This is a genomic window from Trichocoleus sp. Lan (assembly GCF_039961855.1).
GTDB lineage: Bacteria > Cyanobacteriota > Cyanobacteriia > Cyanobacteriales > FACHB-T130 > FACHB-T130.
This window is the reverse complement of sequence record NZ_JAMPKA010000005.1, coordinates 102,567-127,158: the sequence shown is the minus strand read 5'-3', so window position 1 is coordinate 127,158 and position 24,592 is coordinate 102,567. Positions and strand designations below refer to the sequence as shown.

17 protein-coding genes are annotated in these 24,592 nt (G+C 47.8%); 6 read left to right on the top strand and 11 right to left on the bottom strand.

Features of this window, described 5'->3' with window-relative positions:
• The first annotated feature begins 49 nt into the window (after nt 1–49).
• Nucleotides 50–805: a peptidylprolyl isomerase gene (locus NDA03_RS06465; RefSeq protein WP_348237619.1), complete on the top strand. Its 756-nt coding sequence runs from the start codon at nt 50–52 to the stop codon at nt 803–805.
• Complete coding sequence (locus tag NDA03_RS06460) at nt 754–3,342, top strand: type I secretion system permease/ATPase (RefSeq protein WP_348237618.1); 2,589 nt, start codon at nt 754–756, stop codon at nt 3,340–3,342. The genes NDA03_RS06465 and NDA03_RS06460 overlap by 52 nt, the downstream gene beginning before the upstream one ends.
• A gap of 23 nt (nt 3,343–3,365) precedes the next feature.
• Here NDA03_RS06460 and NDA03_RS06455 read toward each other — a convergent pair whose 3' ends face one another.
• The gene (locus NDA03_RS06455) at nt 3,366–4,157 is read right to left on the bottom strand and encodes a TIGR00297 family protein (RefSeq protein ID WP_348237682.1); all 792 of its coding nucleotides are present in this window, start codon (nt 4,155–4,157) and stop codon (nt 3,366–3,368) included.
• A gap of 172 nt (nt 4,158–4,329) precedes the next feature.
• Between NDA03_RS06455 and NDA03_RS06450 the strand changes: the two genes are divergently transcribed.
• The gene (locus NDA03_RS06450; protein ID WP_348237617.1) at nt 4,330–4,761 is read left to right on the top strand and encodes a VOC family protein; all 432 of its coding nucleotides are present in this window, start codon (nt 4,330–4,332) and stop codon (nt 4,759–4,761) included.
• Here NDA03_RS06450 and NDA03_RS06445 read toward each other — a convergent pair.
• Nucleotides 4,691–5,380 carry a triacylglycerol lipase gene (locus NDA03_RS06445; RefSeq protein WP_348231640.1) on the bottom strand — a complete coding sequence of 230 codons (690 nt, stop codon included), beginning with the start codon at nt 5,378–5,380 and terminating at the stop codon, nt 4,691–4,693. The two genes, NDA03_RS06450 and NDA03_RS06445, sit on opposite strands and share 71 nt — an antisense overlap.
• 427 nt (nt 5,381–5,807) lie before the next feature.
• Between NDA03_RS06445 and NDA03_RS06440 the strand changes: the two genes are divergently transcribed.
• Nucleotides 5,808–6,398 carry a hypothetical protein gene (locus tag NDA03_RS06440; protein WP_348237616.1) on the top strand — a complete coding sequence of 197 codons (591 nt, stop codon included), beginning with the start codon at nt 5,808–5,810 and terminating at the stop codon, nt 6,396–6,398.
• Nucleotides 6,399–6,449: 51 nt separating this feature from the next.
• Here NDA03_RS06440 and NDA03_RS06435 read toward each other — a convergent pair whose 3' ends face one another.
• From NDA03_RS06435 to NDA03_RS06425, 3 genes are all read right to left on the bottom strand, one after another.
• The gene (locus tag NDA03_RS06435) at nt 6,450–7,532 is read right to left on the bottom strand and encodes a tetratricopeptide repeat protein (protein ID WP_348237615.1); all 1,083 of its coding nucleotides are present in this window, start codon (nt 7,530–7,532) and stop codon (nt 6,450–6,452) included.
• 78 nt (nt 7,533–7,610) lie between these two features.
• Nucleotides 7,611–8,447, bottom strand: coding sequence for an RsmE family RNA methyltransferase (locus tag NDA03_RS06430; RefSeq protein ID WP_348237613.1), 837 nt, complete (start codon nt 8,445–8,447; stop codon nt 7,611–7,613).
• Nucleotides 8,448–8,482: 35 nt separating this feature from the next.
• On the bottom strand, nt 8,483–8,908 hold the full coding sequence (locus tag NDA03_RS06425; protein ID WP_190439720.1) for a BON domain-containing protein: 426 nt from the start codon (nt 8,906–8,908) through the stop codon (nt 8,483–8,485).
• Nucleotides 8,909–9,819: 911 nt separating this feature from the next.
• Here NDA03_RS06425 and NDA03_RS06420 point away from each other — a divergent pair.
• On the top strand, nt 9,820–12,924 hold the full coding sequence (locus tag NDA03_RS06420; RefSeq protein WP_348237612.1) for a response regulator: 3,105 nt from the start codon (nt 9,820–9,822) through the stop codon (nt 12,922–12,924).
• A 40-nt stretch (nt 12,925–12,964) separates the two neighbouring features.
• Here NDA03_RS06420 and NDA03_RS06415 read toward each other — a convergent pair whose 3' ends face one another.
• The 6 genes from NDA03_RS06415 to NDA03_RS06390 form a co-directional block, all read right to left on the bottom strand.
• Nucleotides 12,965–15,544 carry a glycosyltransferase family 39 protein gene (locus NDA03_RS06415; RefSeq protein WP_348237611.1) on the bottom strand — a complete coding sequence of 860 codons (2,580 nt, stop codon included), beginning with the start codon at nt 15,542–15,544 and terminating at the stop codon, nt 12,965–12,967.
• Between the two features lie 158 nt (nt 15,545–15,702).
• On the bottom strand, nt 15,703–18,696 hold the full coding sequence (gene pruA / locus NDA03_RS06410) for an L-glutamate gamma-semialdehyde dehydrogenase (RefSeq protein ID WP_348237610.1): 2,994 nt from the start codon (nt 18,694–18,696) through the stop codon (nt 15,703–15,705).
• Between the two features lie 92 nt (nt 18,697–18,788).
• Nucleotides 18,789–20,150, bottom strand: a complete 1,362-nt coding sequence (locus tag NDA03_RS06405; RefSeq protein WP_190412732.1) for a serpin family protein — start codon at nt 20,148–20,150, stop codon at nt 18,789–18,791.
• 183 nt (nt 20,151–20,333) lie between these two features.
• A complete protein-coding gene (locus tag NDA03_RS06400) occupies nt 20,334–21,737 on the bottom strand; it encodes an NAD(P)(+) transhydrogenase (Re/Si-specific) subunit beta (RefSeq protein ID WP_190412731.1) in 1,404 nt (467 codons plus the stop codon).
• Between the two features lie 115 nt (nt 21,738–21,852).
• On the bottom strand, nt 21,853–22,143 hold the full coding sequence (locus NDA03_RS06395) for an NAD(P) transhydrogenase subunit alpha (RefSeq protein WP_190412730.1): 291 nt from the start codon (nt 22,141–22,143) through the stop codon (nt 21,853–21,855).
• A gap of 133 nt (nt 22,144–22,276) precedes the next feature.
• A complete protein-coding gene (locus tag NDA03_RS06390; RefSeq protein ID WP_348237609.1) occupies nt 22,277–23,422 on the bottom strand; it encodes a Re/Si-specific NAD(P)(+) transhydrogenase subunit alpha in 1,146 nt (381 codons plus the stop codon).
• A gap of 591 nt (nt 23,423–24,013) precedes the next feature.
• Between NDA03_RS06390 and NDA03_RS06385 the strand changes: the two genes are divergently transcribed.
• Nucleotides 24,014–24,547: a DUF2808 domain-containing protein gene (locus tag NDA03_RS06385; RefSeq protein ID WP_190536249.1), complete on the top strand. Its 534-nt coding sequence runs from the start codon at nt 24,014–24,016 to the stop codon at nt 24,545–24,547.
• Nucleotides 24,548–24,592: the final 45 nt, after the last annotated feature.

Sequence of the window (24,592 nt, the reverse complement as noted above, 5' to 3'; positions counted from 1 at the left end):
ATTACTCATAATTTTAGAAAAGATAAACATTCCCTCAATTCTTGATTTTATGGAATCTGTACATTTTCTGCTTGTAAATGACCAATCAATTTCCCTTGAACAAGCTCTAAAATATCTGCAATTGTCTGGTAAACTTACTTCTTTTGTCGGAGAGATTCTCCGACAGTATGTTATAGAACAACAACTACAAGCACTTAATCTAGAGATTAGCTTGGCGGCTATTGAGCAAGCAGCGATTGATTTTCGCTTACAACGAAATCTAGCAGATCCCAAGAGTTTTCAAGAATGGCTAGTTCGTAACAGAATCGACTACGAAACCTTCCACAATCAGGTAAAATCTGGTTTTCAGCTAACCAAGCTCAAAGCTCAGATTGCAGAGCCGAAACTGCAAGAATATTTCATTGAACGCAAGCTATTTCTAGATCGAGTTGTACTCTCTCGTCTTGTGGTAGCCCAACAAGAATTAGCTGAAGAATTATATAGCCAAATTGAAGAGGGAGCCAGCTTTGAACAATTAGCGCAAGAGTATTCTCTCACAGACGATCGAATTGTAAATGGAATGATGGGGCCAGTCAGCCGAGGAACGCTTCCAGACCAAATCCGAGCCGCGATTGATACCGCGAGTCCAGGGCGGTTATTAGAGCCATTAAAACTCGAAGAACGTTGGGCTTTGTTTCGAGTTGAGAAATTCCTGCCAGCTTCGTTAGAAGATAGTCAGCTAAAGGAAGCACTACAGAATGAACTTTTTGAGCAATGGCTAGCACAGAAAATTCAAAACTTAACGGTGAAACTGCAAATCAGTTGAGTAGTGTTGAACTCGCTAAAATTTTGCCTGGGAATGTTCCACCTCTGAGCTTTCTGACATCCGAACAGCAAGCGAAATTCCAAACGCAAGCCGAAATCCGCTACTACAGCTTGGGGGAAAAAATTTGGTCTAGAGATCGTCTAGGCGACCAATTTTTTATTGTGTCTGGAAAGGTGCGTTTGCGGGAAGAAGGAGGGGCGAAACCGCTAACCACTTTAGCCGAGGGAGATTGGTTCGGTGACTTGCAGCAATTCCTGGGATTCAAAGCGATCGCCTCTAGCAAAGAAGTTGTGGTAGTGCGTTGGGATACGGCGTTATGGAACGAAGCTTCATCTCCAGAACTTGATAGCTTTTGGCAGCAATCTAGCGGTGTGAAATCTAGCGGCGAAGAGGCAACGATAGAAACCGAAACGAGGATACCTGTAAGTAATTATCCCTTTGTTTCTAGCCTTAACTCAGCGGCTGCTTGCTTAACAATGGTGGCGCAATATTTACAAAATCCAGCTTCTTTAGAGTGGATACAACGTCAGTTGCGGGGACAACGCCCGAAACAGCTTGTAGAAGCCAGTGAGAAAATAGGGCTACAGCTGCGACGCTTGGTAGTATCTGGGCGCGAATTGCAGCAGCTATCTTTTCCCGCTTTGTTGCATTGGAATCAGGAACATTGGGTGGTGGTATACGAGGTAAAAGGCGATCGCGTCATCATCGCTAACCCCCTCAACCCTAGTCAAACTTGCGAAAGTATTCCTTTGTCCTCACTTGAAGCTGCTTGGGATGGGCAACTGTGGCAAGTTGAACTGATTCAGCGACAAGACAAATTTAACCTTACTTGGTTTTTACCGGCAGTTTGGCGTTACCGGGGTTTACTGGGGGAAGTCCTGGTTGCGTCTTTCACGTTGCAGCTGTTGGGTTTAGCGACGCCAATCATCACTCAGGTGATTATTGACAAGGTGATGGTGCAGGAAAGTCTACCGACTTTGGATGTGATGGCGATCGCGCTTTTGAGCGTTGCTATCTTTGAGGCGATTCTAGGCATCTTGCGGCTATTCATCTTTACCCACACTGCACGACGCTTAGACCTTAGTTTATCTGCTCAATTGTTTCGCCACTTGATGCGGCTACCGCTAGCTTATTTTGAATCTCGCCGCGTTGGAGATACGGTAGCGCGAGTACAAGAACTGGAAAATATCCGTCAATTTCTCACCGGAACGGCGTTAACTGTCATCTTAGATAGCGTCTTTGCCGTTGTCTACCTGGTGCTGATGTTTTACTACAATGTCAAGCTTACCTTCGTTGCCTTGGCAGTGATTCCGCTATTTGCAATGTTGACATTGGTGGCGACACCGATTCTCCGGAATTGGCTGAATGAAACCTTTAACCGCAGCGCGGATAGTCAATCGTTTCTGGTAGAGACGGTGACGGGAATCCATGCAGTGAAGGCTCATGCAGCCGAAGGAACCGCACGCGATCGCTGGGAAGGTTTATTTGCCCGTTTCATCCGCACCGGCTTTAAAGCTTCTACCACCTCCAATATTAGTAACAATATCGGTGACTTTCTGACTGATTTTTCCAACTTACTCATTCTCTGGTTTGGAGCCGCGCTAGTCATCGACCATCAGCTCACAATTGGTCAGCTAGTCGCTTTTCAAATGCTGGCGGGAAGAATGACCGGGCCACTTTTACGCTTAGTGCAATTGTGGCAAAATCTTCAACAAGTTTTACTGTCTGTAGACCGCATTGGAGATATTCTCAACGTCGCCCCGGAAGCGGAACCCGGATCGGGTCTAGTTCTGCCCCCGCTGAAAGGTAAAGTTACCTTCGATCGGGTTTTCTTCCGCTATCAATCCAATCAAGAAGCAATCCTGCGAGGAATTACCTTCACCGTTCAACCGGGAATGTTTGTCGGCATTGTCGGGCGAAGCGGCTCTGGGAAAAGCACTCTTTCTAAGCTTTTGCAACGACTTTACCCAGTTGAATCAGGTCGCATTTTCATTGATGAATTTGATATTAAAAGTGCTGATTTAGCGTCTCTGCGCCAACAAATCAGTGTAGTTCTCCAAGAAGATTTTCTCTTTAACGGTTCAATCTTGGAAAATATTACTTTAGGCAATTCCGATATTACCACCGAACAAGTTGTAGCAGCGGCAAGATTAGCTGTCGCCGATGACTTTATTAGCGAATTAACCCACGGTTACGAGAATCCTGTCGGAGAACGAGGCACCGCTTTATCTGGCGGTCAGCGTCAGCGAATTGCCTTAGCTCGTTTATTCTTATCTCAAGCTCCTATTTTAATTCTCGACGAAGCGACTAGCGCCTTAGATAGCGAAACAGAGCAGCAAGTTTTACAAAATTTACAAGCAATTTCCCAAAACCGTACCGTTTTTATGATTGCCCACAGATTTGAGCCGCTCAAACGGGCAGATTTGATTTTGGTATTGGAGGAAGGAGTACTAATGGAACAAGGGACTCATCTAGAATTGATGCAAAAAAAAGGGCTGTATTGGTCGCTTTATCAACGTCAGCAGCCATCCAGTTAAAGACTGCTTAAAATCATCCAGTTTCAAGCAATCCCCGCAGTAGTCAGACTAAACGAATACCATGCTAAGGCAAACAAAATTGCCGCGATCGCGCCGATTAAGGTATTGAGAAAATTTACTACTTCGTTGGTAAGCCAATCGTAGCGAGATTGCAGCGTAGCACCAATGACACTTTCCAAATTGGTCGCAATAAACGCTGCTACTATGCACCAAACCACCCCGATGAGATCGATCGCACCAACGCCCCAGCCAACACAAGCGATCGCAACCGATGCCACCACTCCAGCGATTGTCCCCTCTAAAGAAACCGCCCCTTCTGTTCCCCTGGCTACAGGTTGTAAGGTAGTAATCAAAAACGTCCGTTTACCATAAGCTTTCCCGACTTCGCTGGCGGTGGTATCCGAAAGTTTTGTACTAAAACTGGCTACGTAGCCCAGCAGTAAGAAAGGCACCCATTGGGGTTGCCCTAAATAAGTCACCAGTAGCGTTCCTAAGGCGCATAGAGTGCCCGTAAGCGCGGAACCCCAGACATTCTCCGGTCCTCGCGCCCCAGAGCGTTTCTCGGCAATTCCCTCGGCTTCTTTTTGAGCCATGCCGATGCGCGTGACGGCAGAGCCTACCAGAAAATAAAACATGACGACTACATATCCCTGCCAGCCGAGGGTACCCCAGATAATGACGCCCAGCGCCCAAGCGTGGAGGAATCCGGCGGGGGTCAGTAACTTTTTAGGGGCGAAATAGGCGATCGCTAACAAAACTGTATTCAATCCCACTGCAACTAACCAGGGATTGACAGAATTAATTGTAGAGAGCATCTGTAAAAATCTTGAATTCATAACACTCTTTCACAATACTCTTGCTCGTGAGAGAGGCGCAAAAAGGAACCGCAGGTGAAGGATGTATCTATCACAGCGAATATCACCTTTAATCGGCGCTTGCGCCACCAGGAAAGCGCCGCAAATAAAGCACAGCACTCAGATATTACCGATGAATCCAACCATATTTCATCTTGCTTTTCCCATCTCCGATGTTGCCCAAGCCAAAGCGTACTACGCCGATGGACTCTGCTGCCAAGTAGGACGTGAAACCCGCGATGCCTTAATTCTGAATCTCTACGGTCATCAGCTGGTAGGTCACGTTAGCAAAGAACCGATTACCCCGCAACGAGGAATCTATCCCCGGCACTTTGGGCTGATTTTTACATCAATGGCTGATTGGGAAAGCTTGCTAGAACGGGCACAACAGCAACAGTTGCACTTTTATCAGCAGCCGAAACATCGCTTTCCCGGTCAACTCACCGAACATCGTACCTTCTTTCTCGAAGATCCGTTTTATAACTTGATGGAGTTCAAATATTACTCTCATGCCGAGGCAATTTTCGGGGTTCGGGAGTATGCCGAGATTGGCGATTCCCATTAGGAGACGCTACGCGATCGCGCTTCAGTGGTTCTAAAAGTGCCTTCTCCACAGCCTTAACCCCCTTAGCATCTGTAATCATCCACGGGTGCAGCAATACTGGCACCTGTAGATTTTGACCGACGGGCATTTCCGAACTATTCGGTGGCAGAATGATTAAATCAAAAGGCGTCCAGATCGAGGTGAAATTCACCTGTTCCAGCATCGCCACATCCCGATTCAAATCTTGTAGAAAAGCGCTATCAGGGCGCATCTGAACGCAGCCAATCCCATTGTGAAAGTAGCCCGCCCACGTTCCGTGGTTGGGTGCTGATATGGTAATAAAACGCTGCACCCGGTTAATGCCCCCTAGTCGCTGCACGTAGTAGCGGCTAACGATGCCTCCCATACTGAAGCCGACCAAATCAAATGGTTGGTCGGGTGAAAAGGTCTTGGCAACGTAATCAGCAACCTGCTGTGCTAGAGAGTCCAGACCCATCGCACCATTATTGGGGGTGAGGCTGAGATCGTATACAGACCAGCCTTGCTGTGCCAGGTAAGGAGCCATTTTATGGAATACAGCAGCCGTATCGTTGATGCCGTGAATTAGCAATACAGGATTGCGCTTAGGGGCACTGTTCATTTTGCCAGGAATTAATCTCATATAATCCCAGCTTAGACACGAGCGATCGCGGCTGGGGTTGGTTTAGGACAGCCTGTCGAGTGGCTGTGGCTTAAAATCTGAGATTAATGTAAATTCTTGCAACAAAAGAGCGTTTTCCAGAGCTAACTGGCTGGGTAACTGTACTTACTAAAACAAAATTTGTAAATTTTTGTAAAGAACTATCTGGGAATCTTGCGTTTGTCCGCCGTAAAACTTCATAATCCGATCTGGATCGCAAATTGCAACGATAGAAACGCTTTGTCCATATTGTAAAGCGGCTGCTTTCTGAGCTGAGCAGTTGAGCTTATCCTTGGCGATACCAGTCTTGCATCAAAAATAGAATAGCTTGCTCCAATGTTTCGGGAATCAGTCAACATCGTCATTTAAATCTCAGGAGTAATACTAAATGTTTGGTTTTATCAAAAAATTGTTGGGCGGCATTACCGCTTTCATTGGTGGAATTTTTGGCTCTAAGAAATCTGAAGGAAACGAGGCTGCTGCTCTTCCTCGTAAGAAGTCTGGTGGATACTACATGGAGCTAGAAGAGTCCAAAGACGCAAAACCAGCGGCACAAGAGAGCCAGAAGAAGCCAGAACCAGTCAAAGCCCGAACATCAGAATCGAAGAAGCCGGAACCCGCGAAGGCATCTGCATCCGCTTCTAAATCTGCGTCTAATGGACAAAAAGATTCATCGAAGCCTCAAGCAACCCCAGAACTTGTAGGGGCTGCATCCAAGAATTCATCAAACTCTAAAGAAGTCTCAGAACCGAAAGAAATTGCTCAAAGACCCCCAGTAGAGCTAATTCAGACGGCTGAAGGTGTTGAGGCAGTAGTTGCTGAGAAACCAGCAGCACCGATTAACGGCAAGGGTCAAAGCCAATCCGATACCACGTTTGCTCCGAAATACTTGAATCCAATTTCTAGCTCTAATACTCGTCGGCGTCCCGGTCCCAGCATGAGCAACTTCATGGACATGGCGCGTCAGGTGAAAAAATAATTAAAAATTAAAAATTAGCAGGCTTGTTGTCTAGTTTTTAATTTTGTCTTTTTAATTCTTTGACCCTCTGAGGAAAACCAGCCCACTGTACAGTTGGAAAGCTGGGTCCCAGAGGGTTTCTTCGCGCCGAAATAAGTCGATATGAGATTTGAGACTTTTTAGAATTTCTGTGCGATCTAGGGCAGTTTGAGCAAAATCTGTAAAATCTGCCCAAATCGGCGTCTGGGGCAAATGTCCTTCTAGAAAATGAAGTAAATTGTTCCAATGACTGCGGTTAGTCGCTTGATTGGGTTGAGTCGGCTGTGGATTGAAGGAAATCCCCTGCCCAAACTGGTAGTTGCTATCGCAAAGGCGAAGAATACTGTGTCTGGAAGGAAGATGCAAGTCGATCAATTGGGCATAGTCTTGGGTTTGAGTTTTCCATTGCAGTTGGCGACGAGCATCTTGGTCGATGACTTCGCCAAAGATTGGTAAGAGTCCTTGCACTTGTTGTCTGACTTCTGACCAGTTGAAGGTCAGGGAACCTGTCTGACCGTGTTCGTTCTCGCAAACGACGCTAGGTGGGGAAGCCGAAAGGAAATGGCTGACGCGAAAAACGTTAAGTTTCCGAACATCCGCAAGGTTTGCCCAGAAGTTGGGAATTTCAGCTTGCTGCATCTGTTGACTGTAGAATCGCAGTTCTCCTACCGGACCAGTTCGGTACAACCGCCAGCCGCGACTGGGAAGTTGTAGCCGTGCGGTGTAAGGGTCTATCTGCACGATTCGAGCTAACTGTTGGGCGGCGACCTGTTTCTTTTCAGCGCTAACGGCTTCTAGAACTAAGACGCCTGCTTCTGTGTCTTCTGGGGTGGCGGTGGCTTGAGCGATCGCGTCTCGTCTTTTTTGTTGGGCGATCGCTTCTATACGTCCCAATCCTTGACGAGCTTGAGTCATAATCTTGGGATTGGTGGTTTCCCGTAACAGCTGCCGATAGGCATTTTCTGCCGCCTCCAACTTGCCCGTTTCTTCGTACAGCCGTCCCACATAGAACTGTACTAAGGGATTTTGCGGCATCTGTTTTACCAGATGGTTGAGTAACCAGGCAACGGTTTTATAGTCTTTGCGCTCGAAAGCTTCCGCAAGTTGTTGAAGCATTACAGTAATTAAAAAATTAACAATTAAAAATTAAAAGTTGAAGCATCCTTCATTTCTAATTGTGCATTGAGCAGTCCCTTAAATCTCTCTAATTTCGGATTCCCATGCCGCAGCTACCAGAGATAAGGCGACCATTGGGGCGGTAATAGATCGCAGGATACGACGCCCTAGAGAAACGGGTTGGAAGTCAGAAGCGATCGCTTGTTCGACTTCTGCTGGTGTCCAGCCTCCCTCTGGCCCGATGGCGATGACAATCGTTCCTTGCCCTGGATTCTTCAGTTCATCTGCTGTACCTGAAAAACTTAACTCCCCAGCGCCCTTCCCTTGTAGGAGAGGGGCTGGGGGAGAAGTCTCTTGCGGCAAGAGATGAATCAAGCAATCGAGTAAATGAGGAGAATCTCCACGAGCAACGCAGATATAATTCTTGTCCCTTGTCGAAGAAGAATTAATCTTGAGTGAAGACAAAGCAGCCGAAAAGGAAACGGGTTCTAAAATTGTGGGAACGATTTGACGTTCTGACTGTTCAGCGGCTTCTTGGGCAATTCGCCGCCAACGTTCGAGTTTTTGGGGGCTGGGATTGAGCAGGGTGCGATCGCTCACGACGGGCGCGATCGCTACCACCCCTAGTTCGGTACTGTAGCGCACCACTTCATCAAAGCCGTTTTTTGGCAACGCAACCATTAGGGTTATTGAGCAGGGCAACTCGGTTTGGACGGAAATCGGCTCTAGAAGCTGCCCCTGATTCGCCTCCAGCTTCGCCAGCCACCAGTGCCCCTGTCCATCCATTGCGATAAAGCGATCGCCCTCCCGCAACCGCAACACCCGACTGAGATAATGCTGTTGTTCGGCAGTCAGGATAATTTGCTGGTTTTGAAATTGAGAGGGAGCGATCGCTAATCGTTGCAGCTGAGCCAATCTTTATCTCCCACTAACAGCAGACCTTTCTAATTTTATCGGACGGAACCTTCGTGGGTTTTAATTTCCACTTGGTGAAGGTCTACTGCTTTGGTGCCATCTACTTTGGCAGCAACCGCTTCGACATGGCTCAAAATTGATTGATCGGGTACAGAACCCGTGAGGATAATCGTGCCACCGTCTTGAGCGATTTCAAGAGTGTCAATATTTTTGAGGTTCGGCTCTTGATCAAATGCAGCAGCAACGCGCTTAGCTAATCCGTTAGCATCGTATTCCCCCTCAAAGCCCATGTATTCTGGCAATGTTGGAGGTTTATGCATCCCAGCCTTCTCACGCAACTCCCAATCATACTCACCCGTAAGTCCTGGACTCATTTGTTCTTCGACAGCCTGAGCGTCATGTTTGCTGTCTCCTTCTGTGCTGGTCTTCTGTTGTCCAAATTGCCTTTCTAACCAAGTCATAATTATTGTTTGCCTTCTAAGGATGTTTTATATTTTCTATTACACATCTATCCCAGTTCTGATTACATCCCTCATCAGAAATCAGTCTTCAGATATAGGACAAATTACTGTTTTTTTAGCTAAACAATAAACCTAGCTTAGGTGCATTTGTCAACTAAAATTCTTTTAATTTAATAATATATATAGCCAGCCTAAATGGTTTCTAAAGGCGAGATACCCGACTTCTCTAAGAAGTCAGCTATCTGAACTGCTGGCATCTTACAGCTCAAATCAGATTGCTACTATACCACTAATTTAACATCCAGTAAAAAAATTAGACATACAAAATTTATTTTTATTTAGAAAGTCTTAAAAAAATTAAATTTCAGCAATCATTCAAGCAAAAAAATAACCAACTATTAGCTTTACAAGCTTTAAGAATCTAGAAATTTTTTAAAAGTCATATCGGCAACTACGAGGAGTTATTTATTCGGTCAAGAAGCTACTGTTGCCAATCCTAAGAAATTGCCGCCCGAATCGGAAAGCCTGTACAGAGGGATGATGCCATAACCAACTTCTCAGACGTGGCATTTCAGGGGGCGAAGTATAGTAAATTCACCCTGTAGGTAGGGTCAGACATCATGCTTGTAGATACGAATTCTAAAAAAATATTGATCGAGTGTGGGCAAAAAACAAGCCAAACCAGCACACTGGAGGGACTCCGCAAGTAATCCCGATAACATTGATGAAAGATTAAAATATTTACAATACATAGCATCTCAATTACATTACCAAGCCAGTAGAGGTGGATTGGTTCCTAAGAATTTTCAAAGTAACCCTGGAAGTTTTAGCTCATAAAGATGGTAACGCTGCCGAAAGAGAGGGGAAATGCTGGAAGAAGACCCTCCAGTAAAAGAATTGGAGTGCAACCCATGCAGACTGAACCGATCGCCGTATTGCTTGTGGAGGATAACCCTGGCGATGCCCGTCTCGTGCGGGAACTGCTGCGGGAAGTCAATGCTCCCCAGATAACGCTGATCCACGTTCAAACGCTCACAGAAGCCCTGGATTGCCTCGTCAGTTCAGAAGGGTTGAACGTTCAGAAGTTGAAGATTGAAAGGTTTAACCAACCAGCGAACCAGCAACCTTTTGAGCTGAAAGGCGATCGCCTCCCACTATCGATCGGGGTGATTTTGTTAGATTTATCGCTGCCAGATGCTCAGGGTTTAGAAACCGTCAGACGAGTCTGCAATGCTGTACCAGAAGTGCCGATTGTGGTGATGTCGGGGCTAGCCGATGAAGCGATCGCACTTTCTGCTGTACAAGAAGGAGCGCAAGACTATCTCGTCAAAGGTCATGCCGACAGCCATCTGCTGCTCCGCACCGTGCGATATGCCATTGAGCGTCAGCGGATGCAGATACGACTCCAACAAACCCAGCGAGCCTTGCAGCAACAACTGGAGCGAGAAGCCTTAGTAAACCGCATCACGACTGCCTTAAATTCTAATCTCGATCCAAAATCAGTCGTTGATGAAATTGTCCGACAGACGGCAGTCCCGATGAGCTGCGATTTCTGCATGGTAGTCCGAGACTTGTCGGAATCAAACCGAGTTTACATTGAAGCGGAGTATTGGCCCCATTTATCAGATGCTGTAAAGCCGATTTCTCAATCGCCCCTACAAGGGACAACCCTGTCCGTAGAAGGCTGGGAAATGGTGCGAAGTGAGTTACTTCAAAACCGTCCGGTAGCGATCGCAAACACTACTGACTTTTGGTTGACCCCAGCCTATCAAGCGCTTTGCGCGGAAACGAGACCAAGTACGATGCTCTTGGCTCCTATCTTCGTAAGAGAGCAATTCTACGGCTATCTAGTTGTCGGCTCGATCAAGCCGCGTCCGCCGTTCTTAGAATGGGAAATCCAACTGCTGCAACAGTTAGCTGGACAGACAGCGATCGCACTCTACAATGCCCACGAGCTTGAACAGCTAGAAAGCCTGGTTCAGGAGCGCACTCAGCAACTCGCTCAAGAAAAAACACTGCTGGAAGCCATTCTTGATTCTATTCAAGAGGGAATTACTGTTACTCAACCCGATGGTCAAATCGTGCTGTTAAATCGGGCGGCATTGCAGATATATGGTTTGGTCGGGAATGGCGTTACACCTACCTCCGCTCCAGGCTCTATGCCTCACGTCAAGAATTTTTTAACTAAATTAAAAGTCCGGAACCCAGATGGTTCCCGCCCTCGTCGGTCGGAGTTACCTCTAACAAGGGCACTTCAAGGGGAAGTTTTTACCGATCAGGAGCTGGTGGTACACGGTCTCAATGGAGAGCGCAAGTGGGTGAGTATCAATGGGGCGGCAATCCGCGATGACAGGGGGAAAGTCCTGCTGGCGGTCAATACGACGCGAGACATTACCGAGCGCAAACAAGCAGAAAAGGCACTGCAAGAATCGGAAACCAAATTCCGAACGCTCTATGAATCGACCAGCGCGGCGGTGATGCTGTTGGATGAACAAGAAATTTTCAATTGCAACAGTGCAACCCTACACCTATTTGGCTGTAATGGCTTGGAGGAGTTTTGCGGCAAACATCCCAGCACATTCTCACCACCAACTCAGCCCGATGGTCAAAGTTCCCTGACTCTAGCTTGCGATCGCATTACCACTGCCCTAACAGAAGGCAACTGTCGCTTTGATTGGATTTATCGGAAGTCGGATGGTAAAGATTTTCCGGCAGAGGTGACGCTAACGGCAATCGAGCTGGACAACCGAAAAGTGCTACAAGCGGTCGTGTATGACATTAGCGATCGCATGAACAAAGAAATCGAACTGCGGGAAGCAAAGGAAGCGGCAGAAGCGGGAAGTCGAGCAAAAAGTGAATTCCTTGCCACCATGAGCCACGAACTCCGAACGCCCCTTAACGCCATCTTAGGACTCTCTCACATCCTGCGGCAAGAAATTTTTGGCACAATCAATGAGAAACAGAAAGAGTATGTCACCTGCATTAATAACAGTGGCGAACATCTCCTATCGCTGATTAACGATATTCTTGACCTTTCTAAAGTCGAAGCAGGCAAAGAGAAACTCTGCCCGATGCCAATTATCGTGCCGAATTTGTGCGAATACGTCGTTACGATTATGCGGGAACAAGCCTACGAAGGAGGGCTACAACTCACCAGTCAAATTGACCCAGAAATTGATGTTTGTGTCGCCGATGAACGACGTCTAAAGCAGATGTTATTGAATCTGCTATCGAATGCAATTAAGTTCACACCATCGGGTCAAGTTTCCCTAATTGTGCAAAAGCAGGCTGGATGCATTGCGTTTACCGTAGCGGATACGGGCATTGGTATTGCCCCTGAGAAGCTGTCATTGTTATTTGAGCCATTTCGCCAATTGGACAGCGGACTGAACCGGCAGTTTGCTGGCACTGGTTTGGGGTTGTCACTGACTCGCAGTTTAGCCCGACTTCATGGTGGAGATGTGACGGTTTCCTCAACCCTAGGAAAAGGCAGTGAGTTTACTCTATATCTGCCCGATATGAGCAATGAATCAGTCTCCATCTATCAGTTTCCAAGCGAGGGGGGCGATTCTTCTTCATTGTCTTCTGGACTTAACAATGGCGAGTTAAAAGGCGAGTTAAAAGCCGCCGCCAACCCTTTTTCTATCCCTGGCAAAGGACGAATTCTAATTGTGGAAGACGATGAAAATAGTGGGTTGCTGTTGCAAGACTATCTCCAAGTCGTAGGTCATACCGTTGAACATTTGCTTGATGGGACGGATTTCCTCCAGCGAGTGCGAAACTTCCAGCCCGATCTGATTTTGTTGGATGTAAATTTACCCGGTGGATACAGCGGGTTAGATTTACTAAAAGACTTAAAACAGCAGCCGGAACTGGAAAGACTGCCAGTGGTAATGGTGACGGTAAATACAATGGCAGAAGATCGAGACCGTTTTCTAGAGGCTGGTGCTAATGATTATCTCAGCAAGCCGATAGGCATTCCTCAGTTGGAGTTAATTTTGATGAAACATCTCTGAAGAAGGCAAAAAGTAAAAGGCAAAAGAAAGAATTTTGTTTCTAATTCGGAATTTTTAATTCTTTCAGAATTTGCCAAGCTTTGACGAGATTGCCTTGCAGAAGCGTTGCTACGCCATTCAGGGCTTGAAGTTCGGATAAGTTCGGGTTGATGGCAAGAGCTGGTTTCAAAGCTTTCTGGGCGGCGGCGGGATGCCAATCGTACAGATGGACAAAGGCGAGATAGGCATAAGCGTAGGGATTTTGGGAGTCGATCTCAACGACTCGTTCTAAGGCAGCGATCGCACCTTTGACTTGTCGCTTTAGTGCCTTTGACAAAGCCAGCGTGTATGCCCAATCCCGGTTTTGCGGTTCCTGTTGCAGTCGGTATTCCAATGCCGTTAAGGTTTGATTCAGATAGTCTTGAATCGGGTCGTACTGGTTGATGCGCCCAGTTTCTTCAAATATCGACTCTAGAGCTTCTGTCCCTTGGGGTAAGGTAGCGGCTAGAGTCCGCAACTGAGTCAGCAAATCCAGCTCAGGTGCGGGTGTGGCGGCGGCAAGGGGTTCAATCTTCAGTGTCACGGGGGGCACCTGTATCGGGTAAGTTTCACCCGTTTGCCGGTTCAGGTAAGTCGCTTCTAGGCGGTAAATTCCAGCCGATATATTTGCTGGCGGCAGCATCGCCATCTGTTCGGTGACTCGAAAACCTTTCGCAGAACGCGCAGGGAGAAGAACTTTTGGATACAATTCTCCCATGCCAATCCCGTGATCGTGCAGCCATTCAGATTTGGGATTTTCAACTTTGGGATTCTCAACTTTGGAATTTTCAACAATGCGATCGCTTATTCGCCAAGTCAGCAGCACTAACCCAGATTGCAACTGTTCCCAAGAACCAGACCACTCGTAGGTAATCGGTACGGGAATCCCTGGTGGGGCTTGGTTCGGTACACTCACCCGTTCTAGGCTGACTTGGGTACGGGGTTCTGTGAGGGGTTGTACTTGAATGGGTGGCGTTTTGCGATGATAGAGTTTCAGAACACTGTCATCGGGTAAATCCCAACTCTTTTGCAATTGGAAATCCGAACCTTGTTCTACAGTTTGGACGATGATTGCTTGCGCGTCTGGAATCGATCCTTGCTTACCACTTTTCGTGAGGAACCAGGAAAGCGATCGCGCATCTTGAGGGACAAACTTCTTTCGGGTTCCTACCTGACGCCCATACACCTGAAAATTTTCTAACGCACCGTAATAATTGAAATTGTGCTGGTTAATTTTTGCGGTTGAGGGTAATACTCCTAGTGTGGAACGCAGATAAGGTTCGGTTTGAATAATTTGGGCGATCGCTTGTTGGTGAGGCCATTTTTCTCCCAGATAAACGGGATGCTGGGCGTAGGGACTGAGGACTTGCGTGAAATTGGCAAACATCCCTCCCACGGGGAACAGGTTCAGAAACATTAGCAGCACCGCCAAACCAACCGTTCCCCAACGGATGTAATGTTTCCAGCGTCCTGTCTGGCGCGTCAAACCATAAGCCAAAAACAGCGCCACTACTGGCAAGTAAGGCAAGACATAGCGAGAATCCTTATTGATATTCAGCGAACCCAGTAAATAAGCTCCCAGCCAAAATACTGCAAGCCAAGCAATTGAATCAAAATGTAAAAATGAAAGATTAAAAGTTGAAGAATTCTCTTGTTGAGTTTTTATTTTTTTAATTGAATAAATCAGCAATCCTACAATTGGAATGAGTAACAAAGGCCAAGACAGATGGTAAGGAAGAATTTTCCAGTAGTAAGTCCAAGCGTCTAGAGTATTGAGGGCGGGATCTCCCTCTGCGATCGCTGAATCCACGGTTGCCCGTTTTCCCGCTGTCAGCATCAGCAGCCAATTGGTGCGATACCAAGGACCAAAGACCAAAACCGAAAGCAGCAACCCAGAAACCAGTTGCGCGAGGCGTCCCCATGCCCGGTGCCGAAGAATCGTCCCAAACCCCACCCACAAAATCGGCGTCAACAGAAAGAACAGCGCTGTCTGCTTTACCATCAGCGCCAGCCCCAAAGAAAGCCCAAACGCCGCCGCCCAAACCCATTCTCTTGTTCTTTGCGTCCTCTGTTCCTCTGCGGTTCGACAATTTCGCCAAACCGTCAAGCAAAAGAAACTCAACGTCACAACCGCTGTCAGCGGATAATCCAGCAGAAAATCCAGGCGATATTGATAAATCCCCGGTAACAATTGGCACAGCCCAGCCGCCCATAAACCGACTTCAATGCTAAATAGCTGGACACCCAAACCATAAACCGAACCCAAAAGCATCGCACTGAATAGCAACAGAACCAGCGTGGCTTGATCCGCCCCCGTCCCAAAGAGATGCTGGACGATAGCAGTCGCAATGTAGGTAAAAGGCGGCACTTTGGAGGTCAACAGCCAAAAACTCGTCCACCACTCCCCTGAAAACCACTGGGGTTGTTGCAAAGCCCTCCAGTAGTTCAACGATCCCGTCAAGTAATCTGCCTGATCCCAAGCTGGCACTGAGTGATCAAGCGCAAACCAAATGCGATCGCTAACTGCCCCCACCAGCCAAATGATTCCTAGAATTAGCAGACTTCTATTTTTAAACTTAGTGCTTTTATCTTTATCGGTCACAGAATCCAGATAGGTTCTTTTAACTTCTTTCTCATTTTGTATTGCATCAAATTGAGAACCGCTCTATTATTTTCTCCCAATTACCTTACCCCAATAAAAAGACAAAAGTAAAAGAAACAATTCTTTCTGTTTACTTTTGCCTTCTTACTTTTGCCTTTCTAATCTACTCCTTCAATCGGAGCAAATCCTTGGCGTTGGATATTTTCTGTCACTACGCGGGGTTCGAGGAATTGTAGCAAGTAATCTGGGCCACCTGCTTTAGAACCGACGCCAGAAAGTTTGAAACCGCCGAAGGGCTGTCTTGCTACAATTGCGCCAGTGATGCCGCGATTGATGTAGAGGTTGCCGACTTCAAATTCGGTTTCAGCTTGTTGAATGTGGGAAGGTGTACGGGAATATAGACCGCCAGTAAGGGCGAAGTTGGTATTATTACCAACTGCGATCGCTTCCTCAAAATTCTTCACCCGCATGACGGCTAGAACCGGACCAAAAATTTCTTCTTGGACAATCGTCGCCTCTGGCGGGACTTCTGAGAAAATCGTCGGCCCGATAAAATAGCCATTGTTGGGTGCGGGCATTTCCAGCGCCACTTTGGCTTCCTGACGCCCTTTCTCGATATATTCCAAAATGCGAGCGCGTGCGTTTGCATCAATCACGGGGCCAACTTGGGTGCTGGGTGCCTCCGCAGGGCCAACATTGAGCGATCGCGTTGCTTCCACCAAACGCTCTACAAAGGCATCATAGATGGGTTCTAGAACAATTACCCGAGAACACGCCGAACACTTCTGTCCGCTGTAACCAAAGGCGGACTGCACCACACCTTGCACTGCTTGGTCGAGATCGGCACTTTCATCGACGATAATCGCATTCTTGCCACCCATTTCGGCAATCACCCGCTTCAGGTGTTTTTGTCCTGGTTGTAAAATCGCCGCATCGGCGTAAATTCGACAGCCGACTTCCTGAGAACCTGTGAAAGTAATCATGTGGACATCGGGATGCTTCACCATATAAGCACCCACCGTTGAACCTTTTCCGGGTACGTATTGAAACACCCCCCGAGGAATGCCTGCTTCTACCAAAATTTCACTGAGTTTCGCAGTAATCACCGATGAAACTTCAGCGGGTTTGAGAAGCGTACAATTTCCAGCCACCAGTGACGCCACTGTCATTCCGGTGGGAATCGCCAAGGGGAAATTCCAAGGGGAAATAATCAGAGAAATTCCTCTTGGTTGGTAGTTATAGCGGTTGGTTTCCCCGGCGATGTCATAATGGTGCCCAGCATCCAACCGTTCCATTTCGTCGGCATAGTAACGGCAGAAGTCTATCGCTTCGGAAACTTCACCATCGCATTCCCGCACTGGCTTCCCAACTTCTAATACCATGCACGCGGATAATTCAGCGCGGCGTTTTTCCATCAAATCTGCGGCTTTCCGCAACACGCCAGCCCTTTCTGGCACCGGAGTCCTCCGCCAATTGGCAAATGCTGCTTTTGCGGCTTGGATCGCCTGTTCTGCCTGTTCTACGCTAATCAGCCCGATTTTGCCAACCACCTCACTGGGGTTGGAAGGGTTCACTGAATCGACGAGATCCGATGTATTTACATATTCACCGTTAATCAGAGGTAAATAGGTTTTACCCAACTGTTCGCGCATCGTTTGCAAAGCTTGTTGCGATCGCTTCCTTTCCTCAGCTTCTGCATAATCCGTATCCGCCGCATTGTGAAAAGGCAAGTTTAGAGTTGGGAGTTTTGAGTTTTGAGTTTTGAATGAATCCGAACTTTCTACAACGGGGGGCGCTAACAATTCCTCAATCGGGCGCTCTTCCAGATTTTGCCTCAAGAATGAACTATTGGCAGTATTTTCCAGCAACCGGCGAATCAAATAAGCCATTCCCGGTAGCAAATCCCCATAAGGACAATACACCCGCACTCGATAACCTTTATCGACGAGAGCTTTTGCCAGCTTATCTCCCATGCCGTACAAAACTTGCATCTCAAAGCGACGGCGGGGAATTTTCAAACTTTCCGCGATCGCCATCGCCCGTGCTTGCGATCGCACGTTATGACTGCCAATTGCCGCGTACAAATACTCGTGATTTTCCAGCAACAGCTGGGTCATCTTCTCAAAATTGGCATCGGTTGCAGTTTTATCGCTGTAAACTGGCACCGGCCAATCTTTCTGCATCGCCTTGATGGTTTCTTGATCCCAGTACGCCCCTTTTACCAAGCGCACTGTCAGGGGATAGCCACGCTGTTTCGCCCAGTCAATCAAGCCGCGCAAATCTTGTTCGCTGTCGCGCAGATAAGCTTGCAGCGTTATCCCGAGATCCGTGCGACTCCGAAACTCCTCTTCCATCAACAACTGTTTGAGGATGGAGAGCGTCAAATCTTTGTAGGCATACTGTTCCATGTCAAAGTGAACGGCAGCCCCCAACGCTTGGGCGCGACGTAATAGAAGCCGGATGCGATCGCTCACTCGCTCCTTGCTTCCCTTTGCATCCAACGGATCGAACTGCGAATAAAACGCTGTCAGCTTGACAGATACTTGAATTTGGGGGATTTCTTCTCCATCTGCTTGGTCAATTGCCGGAACCCGCGTCCACGTCTTCGCCGCCTCCGTCAGCTGCTGCATCAATTCCAAATATCTATCTAAATACGACTGCGCCTCAGTTTCCGTAATCACCGCTTCCCCCAACAGGTCGATGGTGAAAGCCATTTTCTCCTTACGCAATCGCTCAACCGTCTTAATAACCTGTTTAATACTTTCCCCAGCGATATATTTATGCGCTAAGGTTTCAACTGCTGTATTCACCGTTGTCGCTGCTACCTGACCGGGCATTGAGTCTGGAGAAGCAAAGTTGAGCATCCCTTTCAGGCTCGTCGGTAGTTCAACCGACTCATCCGCCAAGTATTCTTGCAAGTGGCGAGCAACTTCCGGTTTACTGTGCAGCGCAGGCAGACAGTCAATGAAGCGAAATAGCTGCACTCGCAAACCAGGGTTAGCCATTGCCCAAGCAAGTAATTTATCATCCCAGCGCATTTGGTCGCGCATTTGGGCAAAAAAGGAGCGATTTTCTCTCGTTGCTGCCAACAGTTGTTTGGCAATTTCTTGGGTCTTGACTTCGTAGGTGCTATCAGATATTTGTACAACCACGGCTGGCAGACTCCTAATTCAGGATAAAGGCATCAATGCTGGGAACCCTCTATCTTCTATTTTCTCGATTTCCCAAGCGATCGGCATCAACTTTACTTCCCAACAGCCGCTGTTGACTGTAGCGGATTCAACACACGACCCAGGAACAAAATGCTACCCGACTGCTTGTCCCGAATCAGGAACACAAATGGGCGATCGGCTCGAAACTCTTTGTTTGCCCCCCTAGTCATCCCAACCCCTGTAGACGCAGCTGCCTCAGTGCCCTCCTCATTTACCTCCACGAAGGCTTTGTGAATCACCTTGGAGATGAACAACCCTTTCTTGCCGGTCATCGCCGAGAAGTCAGCTTGAACGCTGAAAGCTTCGGGCATCCCCATATTTGCCAGTACCTTGCTTAGGTCAAACTCTGAAGTGAGGTTGAACTTAGGCACCCAAACTTCAACCATCTGCTCGTATTTGAGGGACGATAGCCACCGTTCCAAGTTTTTTGGCGTCAGCTGCTGCTCCATCTTCGCCAACCCATCCACTTGCTTGGGTAAGAGAATGACCATCGATAATTCCTTGGATATCTCCTCGCCTTGACCGTAGGGCAGCTCTAGCACTTTCAAGCTGCCAATATCTGCCCAGCCGTATTGCTCTGTCTTGCACATCATCGGCACGCTAACCTGCTGCGTTGGAGTGACATAAAACGGCTCATCTTTGGTTTTTTGCCGATCGAACGGGCTGAACCAGGCACCTTTAAAGTAAATGGCATTTGTCAGCACCAGCTTGGTCTTAGAAGAGATCGTCCCTGGCGCAATCAGATCTTGAATTTTGTCTTCAGTTTTTTTTGCGACCCAGTTGTTGATCGTGCGGCGAGTCTGTTCAGTCGCACCGGCAAAGTCCACCTCTTGGAGTCCCCCGCCGTAGTCGTTTTGGGTAGTTTTCAAAAAGCGATCGCTAAAGCCATAGCCCTTTTGACCCCAAAGCCGATTCGCAACTGCAATTTGATATCCCTGCTGTTCGCTGGCGTTTAGCTCAGCCATGAGCGCGGCAAAAGTCGGATGTAGGCGTTCTTGCTCTAAGGTGAAGTGGAGAACTTTCGCCATCTCGGTCGCCGTTTGTCCGCCAGCTCCAGCGTAGGTCATGGCGAGTGCCGTTGAAATGCTGTAAGGGGAGAAGAATAGGTTTCCTTCTTGTTTCCGCAGACGGTTATAGAGATCGAGGGCAAACGAGCTGTTGCCCTCCACCACCGTATCTAAAAGTGCGGAAAGTTCCTCTGTTGGTTGTTTTGGAGTGGTGGACGCGGTTTGGCTGGTTAAAATCGGCTTTGGAGTCCCATTCCCATCTGCCTTGTCTGACAACGCACGGGAATTCCTAAAATAGATACCAGGTTCACGAGCCATCGCGGAACCAACCGAAGCGATCGCCAAACCTACTAAAGCGGCGGTAAAACCCGCGATGAATTGTCTCATGCTGCTTTCATGCAAAATCACATAGCCGTGGTTTCTGAATGTAGCAGATGCCTCTGGTAAGCCCAGCCTAACCTATCTTTTATTCCAAAGAAAAGATAGCTTCAGGAGTATTAAACTCCTGAAGCAGACTGGTATCATATCGCGATCGCAATTTTGAGTGATGATATAAAACTCAAAATTTGTTTATAGCTGCTTCACTTCAGCAACCAGCTTCGCCACGACATCCCGCGCACTGCCAAATAGCATCATCGTTTTGTCTTTGTAGAAAAGCTCGTTATCCACACCGGCAAAACCCGCACTCATCCCGCGTTTAATTACAATCGTGTGTTTTGCCTTATCTACTTCCAGAATCGGCATCCCGTAAATCGGGCTAGCAGAATCGTGACGAGCCGCTGGATTCACAACATCATTCGCCCCAATCACCAGCGCCACATCCGTCTGCTCTAACTGCGGATTGATATCATCCATATCGTATAGCTGCGGATAAGGCACATTCGCTTCCGCTAGCAATACGTTCATGTGTCCTGGCATCCGTCCCGCAACTGGGTGAATGGCGTATTTCACTTCAACGCCTAGTTTTTCTAAGCCGTCAGCCAATTCGCGGACAGCGTGTTGTGCTTGAGCCACTGCCATGCCATAGCCGGGAACAATCACGACGGAACGCGCATAGCCCAACATCATCGCGCCTTCTTCGGTATCGATGCTGTGGACATTTTTATCGCCCCCTTCTGCACTACCAGTACCACCAGATGCCCCAGCTTTCCCGAAGGCACCAAACAGCACGCTGGCAAGGGAACGGTTCATCGCCTTACACATGATTTCGGTCAGGATTAAGCCTGAAGCGCCTACCAAGGCTCCGGAGATGATCAGCATATTGTTCATCACCACGAAACCAGCAGCCGCCGCAGCGACCCCAGAAAGCGAGTTCAGCAGTGAAATTACGACGGGCATATCGCCGCCGCCAATCGGAATCACGAACAGCACGCCCAGCAGTAAGGAAATCCCTACCATTGCTAGAAATACAGGTAAGTTGTCTGGGGTAATTAGCAGGAAGGCACTCGCTGCTACAAAACTTACTAATAGGAGGGCGTTGATGGGTTGTTGTAAGGGAAAAGTAATGGGAGAACCACTAATGAGTCCCTGCAATTTGGCAAAGGCCATCATACTGCCAGTGAAGGTGACGCCGCCGATAAATACGCTACTGATAATCGAGAGGTTGGCGTCGAAGGGAATTGCTTGCTGCGTGCCCAAGAGCCGCCAAAATTCTCCTACAGCGACCAGGGCAGAAGCTAAGCCTCCCAAACCGTTGAGTAGACCCACCATTTGGGGCATATCGGTCATTTCTACTTTATAGGCTGCGATCGCTCCCAACACTGAACCAATCAGCAAACCCAACAAAATCATTTCGTAGTTCAACACCTGCCTATCTAGCAGTGTTGCCACGATAGCCAGTAGCATCCCGACAGCTGCCCACTGATTGCCTGTGCGAGCTGTCGCCGGTGAACCCAGCTTCTTCAATCCCAGAATAAACAAACACGCTGCTACTAAGTAAGTCAGCTGTATCCCAGTTGGCAGAAATTCCGTCATATCACTTGTTCGTCGGTAATGGGTAATTGGTGATTGGTAATCAGAAAAGTTTTGAGTGTTCGGGTTTGCATTTTGAGTGAGAAATTTCTTCTTTTCAAAATTCAAAGCTTATCCATTACCCGCTTACCTTTTTCTTAAACATTTGCAACATCCGATCCGTCACTAAGAAACCACCTACTACGTTGATGGTTGCTAGCACTACGGCAATTAAGCCCAAAATGACGCTGAGATTTGACTCGCGCGGTCCACAGACAATCAGCGCCCCGATCACGGCAATTCCAGAAATTGCATTTGCCCCAGACATGAGGGGAGTATGGAGTGTCGGCGGCACTTTGTTAATTACTTCAAATCCGATAAAAGACGCTAATACAAATACAAACAAAGCGCCAATTAAGGTTTCTGTCATTCAGCTCAATACTCCTTCTTGATTCAGCGGTCAAGGTGGACACTGCCCACCGACAATCTTAAAATTGGATACCTAATTTGATAGCTAAGAAACCCGTTTTCTAGAGAGAAAATGGGTTTCATCCACCATTTTTCTAGGCGTTAATCTTCACCTGAGTCAAACCATCCCGGACTCGTTGATTGAGAATCTCACCGTTATTAGAGACGCAGGTACTACTAATGATGTCATCCTCAAAATTCAGCTGCAATGCACTCTCTTTAATCAGGTATTGCACCAAAGTCAAAACATTCTTGGCATACATTTGACTGGCGTGAACCGGCATAGACGCAGGTAAATTTATCGGGCCAATAATCGTGACTCCGTTGCGCTGTACATCCTTGCCAGGTTCCGTGCAGGCGCAGTTGCCGCCTTGCTCAGCTGCCAAATCGACGATGACCGCACCCGGTTTCATCTGGGCTACCATTTCCTCAGTCACCAGGATGGGCGCTTTCCTGCCCGGAACCTGAGCCGTGGTAATGACGACATCGGCTTGCTTGACGTGCTCGGTGAGGACTTCCTGGGTGCGTTGCTTCGAGGCTTCAGAAACTTCTTTCGCGTAGCCACCCGCCGCTACAGTTTCTTCATTCAGCTGCACTTCGATAAATTTCGCCCCTAGGCTTTGCACCTCTTCTTTCACGGCAGGACGAATATCAAAGGCTTCTACGATGGCACCTAGGCGTCTAGCAGTAGCGATCGCTTGCAGTCCCGCTACGCCTGCACCCATGATAAATACTTTTGCCGGTGCAATTGTCCCAGCTGCTGTCGTCAACATCGGGAAGAACTTCGGCACAGCTGCCGCCGCAATCAGTACCGCCTTGTATCCAGCCACTCCCGCCTGAGAAGACAAAGCATCCATGCTCTGCGCCCGACTGGTGCGGGGGATCAATTCCATACTGAAGGCGGTGACTCGGCGCTCGGCTAAACGCTGGATTAGGTTTGGATTTCCCAAAGGATTTAGAAACCCAATCAACACGCCCCCTTCCTTGAGCTGATGAATTTCATGCTCTTTCGGCGGATTAACTTTTAATAGAACATCCGCTTCGCGCCACAAAGCACCTGTATCCGAGACAATCGTTGCACCAGCTGCTTTATAGGCGTCATCAGAGAAAAATGCTTGCTCACCAGCACCCGCCTCTACCCACACTTCTAGACCCTGTTTTACTAACCTGCCTACAGTGTCAGGCACCAGTGCCACACGACGTTCGCCAACTTCAACTTCCTTTGCAACCGCAATTCTCATGAACTCTCCCAATCAATTCTACGAAACCCTTCTGCATCCTATCCTTTTGCATCCTAGGCGGATTTCTAAATTCCGATCCGTATCTTTAACTTTGTTTTATGAATTTAGAGTTCCACACTCACGCACGTCCTAAGACGATATCACCTAGAACCCGTTTTCAAAGCTTTAACCAATGATAAAAAGCTTTCTCTTAAACCCTCTGGTGCCTATAATCTCTGGCGTCAATTCAGATTAATTGAAGGGTTTGTTTCCGGCTGATTTTTTCAAATTTATTCAATAAATAACCAAAAAAATACATAATGATATACATTAGTACATAAAAAAATGCCGAGCAGCGCGATCGTGCCGAGCGGCAACTAGTTTAAAATCAACTGTCTTTATGAGCCGGTCTGGTTCCATTGCCCTAACCTGAGCGATCGCTCGACTCAAAAGCTCACCAAGCTTGCATCTGGGGGCACTTTCTTCTCGCTTCCCGCGTCACGGGGGAGGATTCATTGGGGCGGCTACATCCCCGCTTGAGTCAAAAATAGTAAAGTTTAGTAACGAAGCCCACTCTCTAGCCCATTCTCTACAGTTGAGATACAAGAGCCTATGTTGTCAACAAAATCCTCTAAGCGACGCCTAATTTCTGCCCTAGCGGCGACGGGTTGCGTGCTAACGGGCTTTGCCAGCCTCACCCAAGCACAGAGTCTACCGGGGTTAACCATTTTTAGCGGTGTTGAACGGCAAAATCAGCTGAGCTATCGGTTAGATTTTGGCGGTCAATCGGATGCTTGGGATCGCTACCGGCTCAAGATTCCCGCCAAAAAAATGGAATTAGGGGCAGCTCAGTTTGTCATCACTTATCCCGATTACTATAAGGGCAAGTTTGACACGAAAAACGTTGAAGTCCGTGTCAAAGGGAAAAAGCTGCCCCTCAAAGAGGTTGTCTGGGACAAAGAAAATTACAAGCTTCTGATTTATATGCAGGAGCCAGTGGCTGCTGGTAACAGCGTAGACTTAATCTTGTCTAACGTGAAAAACCCGCCTTTTGGTGGAACTTATTATTTCACGGGTGCGATTCTTACTCCCGGCGATGTACCGTTGCCCCGTTATCTCGGTACCTGGATTCTGAGTATTAATTAAGGTACAGTCCACGTCCGCTTCTGTGCAGCCAAGGGGCGCTTGTAA